Consider the following 12020-nt stretch of genomic DNA (forward strand, 5'->3'; position numbering starts at 1 on the left):
CTTCCACGATAACGGTTTTGCGGCCGCGCGGCAGCAAGCAATCGGCTCAGTTGTGTCCGGATCTTGCGGCGCCCAGCCGGTCAGGACCGTGCCGGCGTCACGGGCATGGGATAGACCCGTCCATCGAACAGCCGTCGCGCCGTGCGGAAAAAGTATCCCCGCTCGGCCACCCAGTGATCGTCCGCGCGCCGGACCTCCGCGCCCACGGTGAGGATGCCGGAGGGCATGCCGATCCGCAGCACATCGCCCTGGGTGGGACGGGCCGCCTCGTGGACCAGGGTGCCCTCGATGCGCGCGGCGACCGCGATGCATAGCGAGGCCGTCAATTGCAGCGCCTGGTGGGGCTGCCCGCTGGAAATCATGCGCACCGTCAGGTCGACATCGCCGGCCGGGATGCAATCGCCCGACAAGGTCCGGGCATCCTGCGCGGGCGACACCATGCCCACGAACGGGATCATCCGCCGGGCCCGGGCCTCATCGGGGGTCGCGGCAATGCCCATCGCCAGGGAGGCCTGGACACGGATGCGCTCCAGCACCTGCAGGACATCGGGCCGGGCTGACAGATCGGCCGGCATCTCGATGCCGCCAAGCCCCAGGACTTCAGGGTTGACGAACACGCAGGCATTCGCGGCATCCACCATCGACACCCGGACCCGTCCCGTCCCCGGAACATCCAGCCACTGGGCCGCCTCGCCGGTGGGCAGCAGGCGGCCTGTGCTGGCGCCGCCCGGATCGAGGAATTCCAGGCGGATGGGCGCGCCCGGGTCCGCAATGCCCGGTATCCGGAGATCCCCGGCCACCCGTGCCCTGCCGTTGTCCACAGGAAAGAAGGCATGGATGATCTTGCCGGTGTTCGTGTTGTGGATGCGGACGCGGACCTCGCCGCCGTCGGCCGCGATCAATCCTTCGTCCACGGCGAACGGGCCGATCGCCGACGACATATTGCCGCAATTGCCGCCGTAATCGACGCGCGCCTCGTTCACCATGACCTGCCCGAAGGTATAGTCCACATCCGCGCCCGGCACGCTGGGCGGGCCCACGACACACACCTTGGAGACCGAGGAGACGCCCCCGCCCATGCCATTGAGCTGCCGGCCATAAGGGTCGGGGCTGCCCATCAGGGCCAGGAACAGGCCGTCCCAGTCCTCGCGCCGCGCGGGCAAATCCTCGCGATGAAAGATCAGGCCCTTGCTGGTGCCGCCGCGCATGAACACGGCGCGGATGCCGCCGGCACCCACGCGATTCGAAGACGATGCGTTCGTCATAGATAGTATTGCCTCGCCAGTTCCTCGTGGTCCTTTTCGAGTTCGGACACCGACCCCTCGGCGACCACCCGGCCGGCCCGCAGCATGTAGAAGCGGTCCACCACCTGCGCGGCCAGCAGCATGTTCTGCTCGACCAGCAGGATCGATACCTCGCCCTCATTGCGCAGATTGCGCATCATGGCGCCGATCTCTTGCACGAACAACGGCGACAGGCCCGCCGACGGCTCGTCGAACAGCATGACCTTGGGCTCGGCCATCAAGGCCCGCCCGATGGCAAGCATCTGCTGCTCTCCGCCCGACATGGTGGCCGCCCGCTGGCCGGCGCGCTCTTTCAGGCGCGGAAAGTAATGGAAGACCTTCTCGACATTGCGCTCGAAGGTCTTGGGCGCGCGCGCCAGGGATCCCAGACGCAGGTTGTCCAGCACGGTCAGATCGCCGAACAGGTCCCGTTCCTGGGACAGCTGCAGCACGCCTCGCCGCACGATCACGTGCGGCGGGCACTGATGGATGGGCTCGCCGCCCAGCGCCAGCGAGCCGGCGGCCGGACGCAGGAAGCCGGAAATCGTGTTCAGCAAGGTCGTCTTGCCCGCCCCGTTCGTGCCCAGCAGGCCGACGGCCTCGCCCTCGTACACATCGATGCTGACCTCGGACAGGGCCTGGGTCCTGCCGTGGCGCACGTCCAGGTCGGCAATATGAAGGATGGGATCAGCCATGGCCTAGATAAACCTCCAGCACGTCTTTGTTGTTGCGGACCTCGTCGGGCGGACATTGCACGATCTTCTTGCCGTAGTTGAGGACGAGCACCTGATCGGACACCGCCATGACGAGGTCCTGGACGTGCTCCACGAGCAGGACCGCGATGCCGTCGGCGGCCAGTTCGCGCAAGGATTGCCCCAGGTGGAGCCGGTCTCCGGGGGACAGGCCCACGGCGGGCTCATCCAGCATGATCAGTTCCGCGCCGGCCACCATGGCCCGGGCGATTTCGACCAGGCGCTGCTGGCCGAACGACAGGTCGCCGGCGAAACGCTCGGCCAGGTCGGCGATGCCCATCCGGCGCAGCATGTCGCGCGCCCTGCCGGTCGCATCGCGCTCGGCCTTGACCGAGGCCGGCGCCCCGACGACGCAGCCCCAGAAGGTGCTGGGCGTGGCAAGCTCGAGACCGGTCAGCACATTTTCCAGCACCGACATCTCGCGCAAGATGCCGTTGTTCTGAAAGGTGCGCCGAATGCCCAGCGCGGCGATCTGCGCGGGGCGCAAGCCGCTGATCTGCCGCCCCTTGAAGGCCACCGTGCCGCCGGTGGGCGCAATGAAGCCGCCGATCGCATTGAACGCGGTGGTCTTGCCCGCCCCGTTGGGCCCCATCAAGGTGAACACCTCGCCGGGCCGCACGGTGAACGACAAATCATCGACGGCGGTCAGGCCGGCAAAACGCACCGTGAGGTTCTGGACGTCAAGCATGTTCGCGCCCCTCCCGGTACAGGCGTTCCTGCATCCAGGGGAAGCGGGCGGACAGGAATCCGCCGATCCCCTTGGGCATCAGGAACAGCACCACGATCAACAGCAGGCTGAAGACGATTTCCTCCAGCCCCGGAAAATTGCGCAGCAACTCGGGCAGCCCGGTCAGCAGCACGGCGCCCACCATCGACCCCACCAGGCTCCCCAGGCCGCCGATCATCACGATCACGAAATGCATGAGCATTTGCGAGATGCCGAAGGTATCGGGGGACACACGGCCATTGAGCAAGGCATACAAGGCCCCGGCGAGGCCGGTGATCAAGCCGCTCCACGCAAACGCAAGGATTTTCGTGCGATTGACGGCAATGCCCAGCGATCCCGCCGCGGCCTCGTTGTTGCGGATGGCGACGAACGCCCGGCCGTAGCGGGAATGCAGCAGCCCCGCGCTCGCGCCCACGCCGATCACGACGACAAGCAGGAACAGGTAGTACTTGCCGACACCCTCCAGCGCGAACCCGAGCACGCCGATATCCGGGATGTTGAAGCCGCCGGAGCCGAAGGTGACGCCATCATTATGGACGTACATCCAGCGCATCAGCTCGCCGAAGGCCAGCGTGATGATGGCCAGGTAGTAGCCGCGCACCCGCAGCGCCGGCAGGCCCACCAGCGCGCCCGCCAGGCCGCCGCAAACGGTGGCCACCAGGATCGCCGGCACGGTGCCCAGCCCCAGATGCACCATCGACAGGCCCGCGGCATACGCGCCGATGCCGAAGAACGCGGCGCTGGCAAACGCCAGCTGGCCCAGATAGCCCAGGACGATGTTCAGGCCGACCGCCGCCAGGCAATACACCAGCATGGTGGTCGCGACGAACAGTTGATAATCGTTGATCATCAGCGGCAATACCAGCAATGCCGCCAGAATGATCGCCAGGCCGGCGCGCGATGCCCGCCTGCCGGACGTGGCGGTAGTCGGAGTCAATGATTTATCCACGACCTTGCCTCCATTCTCCAAGAATGCCCTGCGGACGCACGACCAGCACGACGATGATGGTCAGATAAGCGGTGATTTCCACCAGCGAACTGGCGACATAGCCTCCGATGAGGTTCTCCAGTACCCCGAGGGACAAGGCGCCGATCACCGCCCCGGGCAGCGAGCCGAAGCCGCCCAGCGTCATGGCGGCGAAAGCCTGGATCAGCATGTGCGCCCCCATGTCGGGATAGACCAGCGTGCTGGGCGCGATCAGGATGCCGGCCACGGCGCCCAGCATCGCCCCGGCGCCCCACATCAGGCTCTGGAACCGGGGCACGTTGATGCCCACCAGCGCGGCGCCGCGCGGCGTCTGCGAGGCCGCCTGGATGACCTTGCCCGCCTGCGTCCGTTGAAAGAAATAGAAAAAGCCGACGACGATCAACAGCGACGAGCCGGCCACCAGCAGATCCTGCGGCAGCAGGATGACAGAGCCGATCTCGATGGGGGCGCCGTCGACCAGGGGCTCGAGCGGCGCCACCTCGCGACCATAGAAAAAACGCGAAACGCCCTTGAACAGATAGGACAGCGCGATCGTCATCATGGCCAGGCTGATGTGCGGCGCGTTGCGCAAGGGCCGCATCAGCAGCCTCTCGATCAAGCTGCCGAACACGGCAAGCAGGACCAGCGCGAAGACAATGGACGCGGCATACGGCCAGCCCAGCACCTGCTGGGCAACCAGGATGGCGAAAGCGCCCAACATGAAGAACTCGCCATGGCAAAAATTGACGATCGTCGTCGAGCGATAGAGCACGGTCATGCCCAATGCCACCACCGCATACACGCTGCCGTTGACGAGCCCACTCACAATAAGCTGAGCCAGCATACAAAACCCTCATCAGTAGCCGGCTGGCCGCCCCTTCCGGAGGCGGCCAGCCGGATGAATCATCCCGCGATGCGCGAACTCGTCATTGCTTGGCGGGATAGGTGGCGACGATCTCGGCGCGATCCTTGGGCCAGTAGATCATCTTGCCGCTGGAGATCCCGGCGTGGACTTCCGGCGTGAAGGTCAACGGCCCGGACTGCAGGCCCGGATCGAAGTCCTTGAGCTGGTTCAGCTCGGCAATCACTTTTTCGCGGGTCAGGTCGGGCCCCGCGCGCTTGAGGGCCTCGACGATCGCCAATGCGCCGGTCATGCCCATGAAGCTGAGCGTCTCCACAGGCTCGTTCGGATAGTATTTGCGATACATGTCCACCCACTTGCCGAAGGCCGGCGCATCGAGCGTCCCGGACAGGGGATAGAACACGAACAGGTCCTTGGTGGCCTCGTGGTTGCCCACCCGATGCACCATGTCCTCGATCGACACACCCTGGGTGGTGACGGTCGGCGCCTTGATGCCGTACTTGTCGGCGCCGCGCAGGTACAGCGTCAGCTCGGGCGGGTACAGGATGGCCAGCACGACGTCGGGCTTGGCGCTGCGGATCTTCAGCAGCTGCGAGGTGGCGCTGGTGCTGCCGCGCTCCAGCCAGACGGATTCGACCGGCTCCATGCCCTTGCTCTTCATATATTCAAGCAAGGGGTTGATGTGCGATTTCCCCCACTCGTCGGAATGGCTGATGATCGCGATGCGCTGGGCATCCGGCTTGGACAGCGCGAAATCCAGCATCGTCCGCGTCACCGTCTGGGTGGTCGCGATCGGATGGAACAGGTTGGGCATGACGGGCGTCGAAATCGCGGCGCTGGCGGCGCCCAGGACCATATAGGGCAGTCCGGGGTTGCGCGCGAGTTCGGGCTTGATGGCCATCACCGTGCCGCTGCACCAGCCGCCATGGATCATGAAGACCTCATCCTGCGCGATCAGCTTCTTGGTCGCGGAAATGGTCTTGTTGGGATCGCAGGCATCGTCCTCGATGTAGAGCTCGATCTTGCGGCCATGAATGCCGCCGTGGTCATTGACGTCCTTGTAGACCGACGCCGCGCCGAACAGCGGCAGGGAGCCCACGGCCGTGGGACCCGTCAGGGGCCCGAACATGCCGATGCGGATCGTATCGGGGGTCACCCCCGTCTCGGCCGCGGCGGGCAGCGCCCCGGCCGACAAGCACGCGGCCAGGACAAGCGCCGCCTTCAACAATGGTTTCCTCATGTGTTCCTCCTAATGGAATTGAGTCGCCTTATTCATTCACCCCTCGCGGCGGCCAGCCGCCTGGGCGCCGGCGATGCGCCCGAATACCGCTCCCCTGAGGACCGACGTGGCGCCTGTGTAGGTCGCGTAGTACAGGCCGGTCATTTCCCCAGCCGCATACAGGCCTTCGATGGGTTCGCCATCGGCATTCAGGACCTGGCTCCTGGGGTTGATCTTGATGCCGCCGAACGTGAAGCAATTGCCGCAGATCACCGGATAGGCCAGGAACGGCCCCTGCTCGATCCGGCGTGCCCAGTGCGTCTTGGGCGGTTGATAGCCGGGCGCCGTGCCCAGGCCGTCGGCCTCCAGCGGATTGAAAGGCCCATCCACGCAAGCGGCGTTGTAATCGTCGACGGTCGCCTCCAATGCCAGCGGATCCAGCCCCAGGGCGGCGGCCAGTTCGCGCAGGCTCGCGGCCTGGATGGGCGGCTGGTCCGAGCGCACCGAACGGCGCCAGTTGGGCACATCCTCGATCCGGGAATCCAGGATGACCCAGGCAATGCCGTCGGGCTGCTTGAGGATCTGGCGGGTGATGCTTTCGTAGGTCGCATCGACCGTGCTCGGCGCCTCGTTGATGAAGCGCTGCGCGCGCTTGTTGACGAGGATGCCGTAGCTGAAGACCAGGACGATGGGCTCGGTCGCGCCCGAGCGCGGGTCCAGGGGCTCGGCGTGGATCTCGCTGAAGTCGCCGGCGGGCGCGGCGCCGATATCCAGCGCCATGCGGATGCCCTCGCCCTTGTTGTAATAACCGCCGCGGGCCACCGGCCTCAGGTAGCGCGCATCCGGGCCCATATAGCGGGCCAGCATCTCGGGATTGCCCTGGAAGCCGCCGCTGGCCAGCACCACCGATTTTGCCGTGAACCGCAGGCGCCGGTTCCCCGGGCCGTTGGCCTCGAGCCCGACCACCGCACCCTGGTCGTCCTGCACGAGGCGGCGCGCCGTGGTCCGGTAGAAAAACCGGGCGCCGGCTTTCTCGGCCGCCGGCGCCAGCGCCTCGACGATCGCCAGGCCGCCGCCCACCGGGCTGAGCCGCGTGGTGCAGGTGGTAATGAAATAGCTGGGCTGCGAGTCGAAGCGCACGCCGAATTGCTTCATCCATTGCAGGGTCGGACCGGCGCGCTCGGCCAGGGTGCCGATCAGCTCCGGATCCGTGAAATTCAGGACCTTGACGATCGATGACCAATTTTCAAAATCGTTGACCGCCTCGGACACCAGGACCGGATCCAGGTGATGGCCGGCGTTTTCCGCAAAATGGCTCTCCAGATCGTCGGCGACCTCCGCGTCGTTCTTCATCCGCATCTGTGCTTCGGTCCAGCGGGTCTGGCCGCCGCGCTCATCGACATCCGAGCGTTCGAGCAGGGCCACGCTGGCGCCCTGCTCCAGGGCCTCGAGCGCGGCGGACAGGCCGGCCACGCCGCAGCCTACGATGACGACGTCAAAATCCAGGTGTTCCGTCTCTTGGGACATGAGACCTCCTTCATTGCTCATCAGTTGCACCCGACTTCAGCGGCCTCAATAGCGGCGCACGAAAGGATTGGGCATGTCGAGGTCGGTGGAGACCCAGACGCTCTTGGCCTCCATGTATTCCTTGACCGCCTCCACGCCGCCCTCGCGGCCCAGTCCGCTGTCCTTGAATCCGCCAAAGGGGGTCGTATAGCTGGTCGAGCGGTAATTGTTGATCCACACGGTGCCGGCGCGCAGGCGCTCGGACAGCAGCATTGCGCGGTGCAGGCTCTTGGTCCACACGCCCGCCGCCAGGCCGAAGCGGATGTCGTTGGCGATGCGGATCGCGTCCTCCTCGTCCTTGAACTTCAGGATCGACAGCACTGGGCCGAACACCTCCTCCTGAGCGATGCGCATGGCATTATCGACATCCACGAAGATCGTCGGTTCCACGAACTGGCCCGCGCCGTAGCCCGGCCCCTGCAGCGCGCGGCCGCCGGCCACGCAGCGCGCGCCTTCCGCCTTGGCGATGTCGATGTACTTCAGGACTTTTTCGAACTGCGGGCGGGTGGCCACCGGCCCGATCTGCGTGGACGGATCCCCGGGGTCGCCGATCTTCGCCGCTTGCGTGATTTTCAGCAAGCGCTCGACGAATTCGTCATGGATGGATTCCTGCACCAGCAGGCGCGAGCCCGCCATGCAGGTCTGCCCGCCCGCCGAGAAAATACCCGTGATCACCCCGTTGGCCGCGCGGCCCAGGTCGGCATCGTCGAAGATGATGTTGGGCGACTTCCCGCCCAGCTCCAGCGACACGCGCTTCAAATGCTCGGCAGCGGTCTTGTAGACCTTGCGGCCCGCCTCGTCGCCACCCGTGAACGCAATGCGCGCGACCTTGGGATGGCTGACCAGGTGGTCGCCGATCTCCTGGCCGAAACCGCTGATGACATTGATCACACCCGGGGGGAAACCCGCCTCCTCCGCAAGCTTGGCCAGCTCGTACAGGGACACGGAGGTGAACTCGGAGGGCTTGCACACGATGGTATTGCCGGCGCACAGCGCGGTGCCCAGCTTCCAGGCCGTCAGCAGCAGGGACGAATTCCAGGGCGTGATGCTGGCCACGACGCCCATGGGTTCGTAGCGGACCATGTTGAACACGCCGGGCTTGTCGATGGGCACGATGGAGCCCTGGATCTTGTCGGCCAGGCCGCCGTAGTAATAGAAGTATTTGGCCATGTACTTCACCTGGCCCAGCACCTCGCTCATCAGCTTTCCATTATCCCGGCTCTCGGCCTCGGCCAGCCGCTGCGCATCGCGCTCGACCAAGGCGCCGAGCCGGTGGATCAGCATGCCGCGATCCGACGCCGACAAGCGGGACCAGGGTCCCGCAAACGCCGCCGCGGCCGCCTCGACGGCGCGATCCACATCCACGGTATCCGCCCGGGGCACTTCCGCCCAGGCTTCTCCGGAGAACGGATCCAGGCTCTCGAACCAGCTGGACGAGTTCGGCTCGACCCATTCATTGTTGATGAACAGCTGATAACGCAACATCGATAGACTCCTGTCAAATACTCGAAAAGCAGACCTTGGATTCGAGTATGATGGCAAGGAGTTGATGCGTAAAATGATTAATAATCAATAGTTGATGAGCATTACGCAAGTATCAGATGGAGACATCACGATGAGGCGCAAAATCCCGAACACCACTGCCCTGGCCGTCTTCGAGGCGGCCGCCCGGCACGGCAGCTTTGCCGGGGCGGCCAACGAACTCTGCCTGACCGAGAGCGCCATCAGCCGGCAGATCGCGGCCCTGGAGAACTACCTCGAGATCAAACTGTTCACTCGGGTCAAGCGGCAAGTCGTCCTCAACGACGCGGGGCGCGCCTATGTCAAGAACATCCGCAAGAGCCTCGCCGATCTGGAGGCGCACACCCTCTCGCTGATGACCGACAAGGGTGACGATGGTGTGCTGGAACTCGCCGTCATCCCGACCTTCGCGAACCGCTGGCTGCTGCCACGGCTGCGGGATTTCCAGAGCAAGCATCCGAACATCCGGATCAACATGGCCGAAAAGCCGCTGCCCTTCCTGTTCCAGGACACGCAATTCGATGCCGCGCTGCATTTCGAGCACCCGAGCTGGACGGGCGTGGTCAAGGTCGACCTGTTCGAAGAGCGCCTGGTGCCCGTGCTGAATCCGGCCTTCTTCGATGTGGACCAGCTGCGATCCCCATCCGACCTGCTGCACATCCCTTTATTGCACAAGGCCTCGCGGCCGGAAGCCTGGCGACGCTGGTTCGAACTTTCGGGCCCCGCGCCCAGCGCCTCGGCTCTCGGCCCCCGTTTCGACATGTACGGCATGATCATCGAGGCGGCGCGCTCGGGCCTGGGGGCCGGATTGGTACCCCGGTTCTACGTGGACAACGAGATTCACAGGCATGACCTGGTCGTGCCGTTTGAGCTCGAGCTATGGCATGAGAAGCGCTATTGCTTCGTCTACCCGGAACACAAGAAGGACTCGGCGATCGTCCAGGTGTTTCGCGACTGGCTGCTGGAGGCGAAGAAACCCTTCGACGTTCCCGTGGCCCGCCCCGGCCGCCAGGGCAGGAGGCGCAAGGCCGCATGATGCGCCGGCCGCGGCGGCCTCAGAATCCGGCCAGCACGATTTTCCCGACCGTATGCCCGCCTTCGATCAAGGCATGGGCCGCTCGCAAATTCGCCGCATTGATCACCCCGAGGTTCCGCGTGGCGGTCGCCCGCAGTTCGCCCGCATCCACCCTGCGCGCGACCTCGTCCAGGATCTCGTGCTGGCGCGCCATGTCGGGCGTCTTTTGCATGGGGCGCGTAAACATGGCCTCCCAGTGGAAGGAGACGCTCTTGGTCTTGTAGAGGCGCAGGTCCAGCGGCTCGGGATCGTCGATGAGGCCAAAACGCCCCTGCGGCGTGATCACCCGGGCAAGCTCCGCCCAGGCGCGGGCACTGGTGTGGCAGGAAAAAACATAATCGATCGTCCCCACGCCAAGCGCCTGGATCTGCGTATCCAGCGCCTGATGATGGTCGATGACATGGTCCGCGCCCAGCTCGCGCACCCAGGCTGCACTTTCGGGTCGCGAGGCGGTCGCGACCACGATCAGGCCCGCGCCGCGGGCCAACTGGATCGCCATGGACGGCACGCCGCCCGCGCCGCCCAGAATCAATATCGAGCGCCGCGGCAAGGCCTGGCGCGGCACCTCCAGACGATCGAACAGCATTTCATACGCCGTCAGCGAGGTCAGCGGCAGCGAGGCCGCGGTTGCATGGTCCAGCGACGTGGGCTTATGGCCGACGATGCGTTCGTCAACCAACTGGAATTCAGCATTCGACCCCGGACGATCCAGCACACCGGCATAGAACACGCTGTCGCCGGGACGAAACAAGGTCACGTTGCGCCCGACCTTCTCGACCACGCCGGAGGCATCGTAGCCGATGATCCTGGGCTGCTGCGGCGTGCCGCGCAATGCCTTGCGGCTCTTGATGTCGCGCGGGTTGACGGCCACCGCCTCGATCCTGACGAGCAGGTCGTGGTCGCCCGGCTCGGGCACCGCGCACTCGAAATCAAACAGTGAACGCTCGTCCTCAGTCGGCAGACTGTCCACATAACCGATCGCTTTCAAATCACTCTCCTCGTTTCGTCGTGTGCTGCTGGCCCGACAAACATGCTAGCGCACATCGTTGATCCCGCGAGAATATCAACGGGCTTGCCGCCGGCTCGCGACCGGCGCCCTCAGAGGGAGGGGACGATGCTCAATCCTCCGGCGGATCCGTGCACAGGGCGTGACGCAGGTTCGCCTGCGTGATGCTGGCGCCGGGCGGCACGCTGCTGGTGATCCAGACATTGCCGCCGATCACCGCGCCCTTGCCCAGCGTCACCCGCCCGAGAATGGTGGCGCCGGCATAGATCACCACGTCGTCCTCGACGACGGGGTGGCGCAGCCCGCCCTTTTCCAGGTGCCCTTCCTCGTCGGTGGCGAAACGCTTGGCGCCCAGGGTCACGGCCTGGTAGATGCGCACCCCCTTGCCGATCACCGCCGTCTCGCCGATCACCACCCCGGTGCCATGATCGATGAAGAAACTGTCGCCGATCTGGGCGCCGGGATGGATGTCGATCCCCGTCTGGCTGTGCGCAAGCTCGGCGATGATCCGGGCCAGCAGGGGCAGACCGAAGGTATACAAGGGGTGCGCCAGGCGGTGGTGGATCAGGGCCAGCACCCCCGGATAGCACAGCAGCACCTCGTCGACGCTGGTGGCCGCCGGATCGCCGCCGTAGGCCGCCAGCACGTCCAAGTCCAGCTGCCGGCGGATGGCCGGCAGCGCCTGGGCGAACCGGTCGATGGCCTCGAAGGCCTGCGCCTGCAGCGCCGCCTCGTCCCGCGGATCGTGGCGCGAGGCATAGCGCAGTTCCAGACGCGCCTGGTCCAGCAGGCGGTGCAAGGCTGTGTCCAGCGTGTGGCCGACGTAGAAATTCTCGCTGGTGTGGCGCAGGTCCACGGGCCCCAGGCGCATCGGGAACAGCACGCCCTTGAGGGCCTCGACGACCTCGGCCAGGGCGATGCGCGAGGGGAACTCCCGCGCGTCGGGCTCGCGGGACCGTTTCTGCGAATCGCGCCATTCGGTGCGGATACCGTCGAGGGCCTGCACCACCCCCGTGACATTGAAGCTAGCCATATCTTGATC

The 12020-nt window shown here is 65.5% G+C and carries 11 protein-coding genes; 1 reads left to right on the forward strand and 10 read right to left on the reverse strand.

Annotation, left to right across the window (positions count from 1 at the left end; all coding sequences use genetic code 11):
* Positions 1 to 80: 80 nt before the first annotated feature.
* From OOZ48_RS00605 to OOZ48_RS00640, 8 genes are all read right to left on the reverse strand, one after another.
* On the reverse strand, positions 81 to 1265 hold the full coding sequence (locus OOZ48_RS00605) for a 2-methylaconitate cis-trans isomerase PrpF family protein (protein WP_269494253.1): 1185 nt from the start codon (positions 1263 to 1265) through the stop codon (positions 81 to 83).
* Positions 1262 to 1978, reverse strand: coding sequence for an ABC transporter ATP-binding protein (locus OOZ48_RS00610; RefSeq protein ID WP_269494255.1), 717 nt, complete (start codon positions 1976 to 1978; stop codon positions 1262 to 1264). The genes OOZ48_RS00605 and OOZ48_RS00610 overlap by 4 nt, the downstream gene beginning before the upstream one ends.
* A complete protein-coding gene (locus tag OOZ48_RS00615) occupies positions 1971 to 2723 on the reverse strand; it encodes an ABC transporter ATP-binding protein (RefSeq protein ID WP_269494258.1) in 753 nt (250 codons plus the stop codon). The genes OOZ48_RS00610 and OOZ48_RS00615 overlap by 8 nt, the downstream gene beginning before the upstream one ends.
* Positions 2716 to 3699 carry a branched-chain amino acid ABC transporter permease gene (locus tag OOZ48_RS00620; RefSeq protein ID WP_269494262.1) on the reverse strand — a complete coding sequence of 328 codons (984 nt, stop codon included), beginning with the start codon at positions 3697 to 3699 and terminating at the stop codon, positions 2716 to 2718. Before OOZ48_RS00620 ends, OOZ48_RS00615 begins: the two co-directional genes overlap by 8 nt.
* A gap of 4 nt (positions 3700 to 3703) precedes the next feature.
* The gene (locus OOZ48_RS00625; RefSeq protein WP_269494265.1) at positions 3704 to 4573 is read right to left on the reverse strand and encodes a branched-chain amino acid ABC transporter permease; all 870 of its coding nucleotides are present in this window, start codon (positions 4571 to 4573) and stop codon (positions 3704 to 3706) included.
* An 82-nt stretch (positions 4574 to 4655) separates the two neighbouring features.
* Positions 4656 to 5831 carry an ABC transporter substrate-binding protein gene (locus tag OOZ48_RS00630; RefSeq protein ID WP_269494268.1) on the reverse strand — a complete coding sequence of 392 codons (1176 nt, stop codon included), beginning with the start codon at positions 5829 to 5831 and terminating at the stop codon, positions 4656 to 4658.
* Between the two features lie 36 nt (positions 5832 to 5867).
* Complete coding sequence (gene tcuA, locus OOZ48_RS00635; protein WP_269494271.1) at positions 5868 to 7337, reverse strand: FAD-dependent tricarballylate dehydrogenase TcuA; 1470 nt, start codon at positions 7335 to 7337, stop codon at positions 5868 to 5870.
* A 45-nt stretch (positions 7338 to 7382) separates the two neighbouring features.
* A complete protein-coding gene (locus OOZ48_RS00640; protein ID WP_269494274.1) occupies positions 7383 to 8861 on the reverse strand; it encodes an aldehyde dehydrogenase in 1479 nt (492 codons plus the stop codon).
* A 130-nt stretch (positions 8862 to 8991) separates the two neighbouring features.
* On the opposite strand from OOZ48_RS00640, the gene OOZ48_RS00645 reads away from it, so the two are divergent.
* On the forward strand, positions 8992 to 9933 hold the full coding sequence (locus OOZ48_RS00645; RefSeq protein ID WP_269494277.1) for a LysR family transcriptional regulator: 942 nt from the start codon (positions 8992 to 8994) through the stop codon (positions 9931 to 9933).
* 19 nt (positions 9934 to 9952) lie between these two features.
* Here the strand turns inward: OOZ48_RS00645 and OOZ48_RS00650 are convergent, their stop codons facing one another.
* Together OOZ48_RS00650 and epsC are read right to left on the reverse strand one after the other, a co-directional pair.
* A complete protein-coding gene (locus OOZ48_RS00650; protein WP_269494279.1) occupies positions 9953 to 10960 on the reverse strand; it encodes a zinc-binding alcohol dehydrogenase family protein in 1008 nt (335 codons plus the stop codon).
* A gap of 130 nt (positions 10961 to 11090) precedes the next feature.
* Complete coding sequence (epsC, locus tag OOZ48_RS00655) at positions 11091 to 12011, reverse strand: serine O-acetyltransferase EpsC (protein ID WP_269494281.1); 921 nt, start codon at positions 12009 to 12011, stop codon at positions 11091 to 11093.
* Positions 12012 to 12020 lie beyond the last annotated feature (9 nt).

Origin of the sequence: Castellaniella sp. S9, from assembly GCF_027257175.1 — a bacterium.
Classification (GTDB): Bacteria; Pseudomonadota; Gammaproteobacteria; order Burkholderiales; family Burkholderiaceae_B; genus Castellaniella.

Bases quoted from the DNA above. Each gene is read 5' to 3' on its own strand.
- OOZ48_RS00610 (WP_269494255.1), bottom strand. From the start codon at position 1,978: ATGGCTGATCCCATCCTTCATATTGCCGACCTGGACGTGCGCCACGGC.
- OOZ48_RS00640 (WP_269494274.1), bottom strand. From the start codon at position 8,861: ATGTTGCGTTATCAGCTGTTCATCAACAATGAATGGGTCGAGCCGAAC.
- tcuA (WP_269494271.1), bottom strand. From the start codon at position 7,337: ATGTCCCAAGAGACGGAACACCTGGATTTTGACGTCGTCATCGTAGGC.
- OOZ48_RS00630 (WP_269494268.1), bottom strand. From the start codon at position 5,831: ATGAGGAAACCATTGTTGAAGGCGGCGCTTGTCCTGGCCGCGTGCTTG.
- epsC (WP_269494281.1), bottom strand. From the start codon at position 12,011: ATGGCTAGCTTCAATGTCACGGGGGTGGTGCAGGCCCTCGACGGTATC.
- OOZ48_RS00645 (WP_269494277.1), top strand. From the start codon at position 8,992: ATGAGGCGCAAAATCCCGAACACCACTGCCCTGGCCGTCTTCGAGGCG.
- OOZ48_RS00615 (WP_269494258.1), bottom strand. From the start codon at position 2,723: ATGCTTGACGTCCAGAACCTCACGGTGCGTTTTGCCGGCCTGACCGCC.
- OOZ48_RS00625 (WP_269494265.1), bottom strand. From the start codon at position 4,573: ATGCTGGCTCAGCTTATTGTGAGTGGGCTCGTCAACGGCAGCGTGTAT.
- OOZ48_RS00605 (WP_269494253.1), bottom strand. From the start codon at position 1,265: ATGACGAACGCATCGTCTTCGAATCGCGTGGGTGCCGGCGGCATCCGC.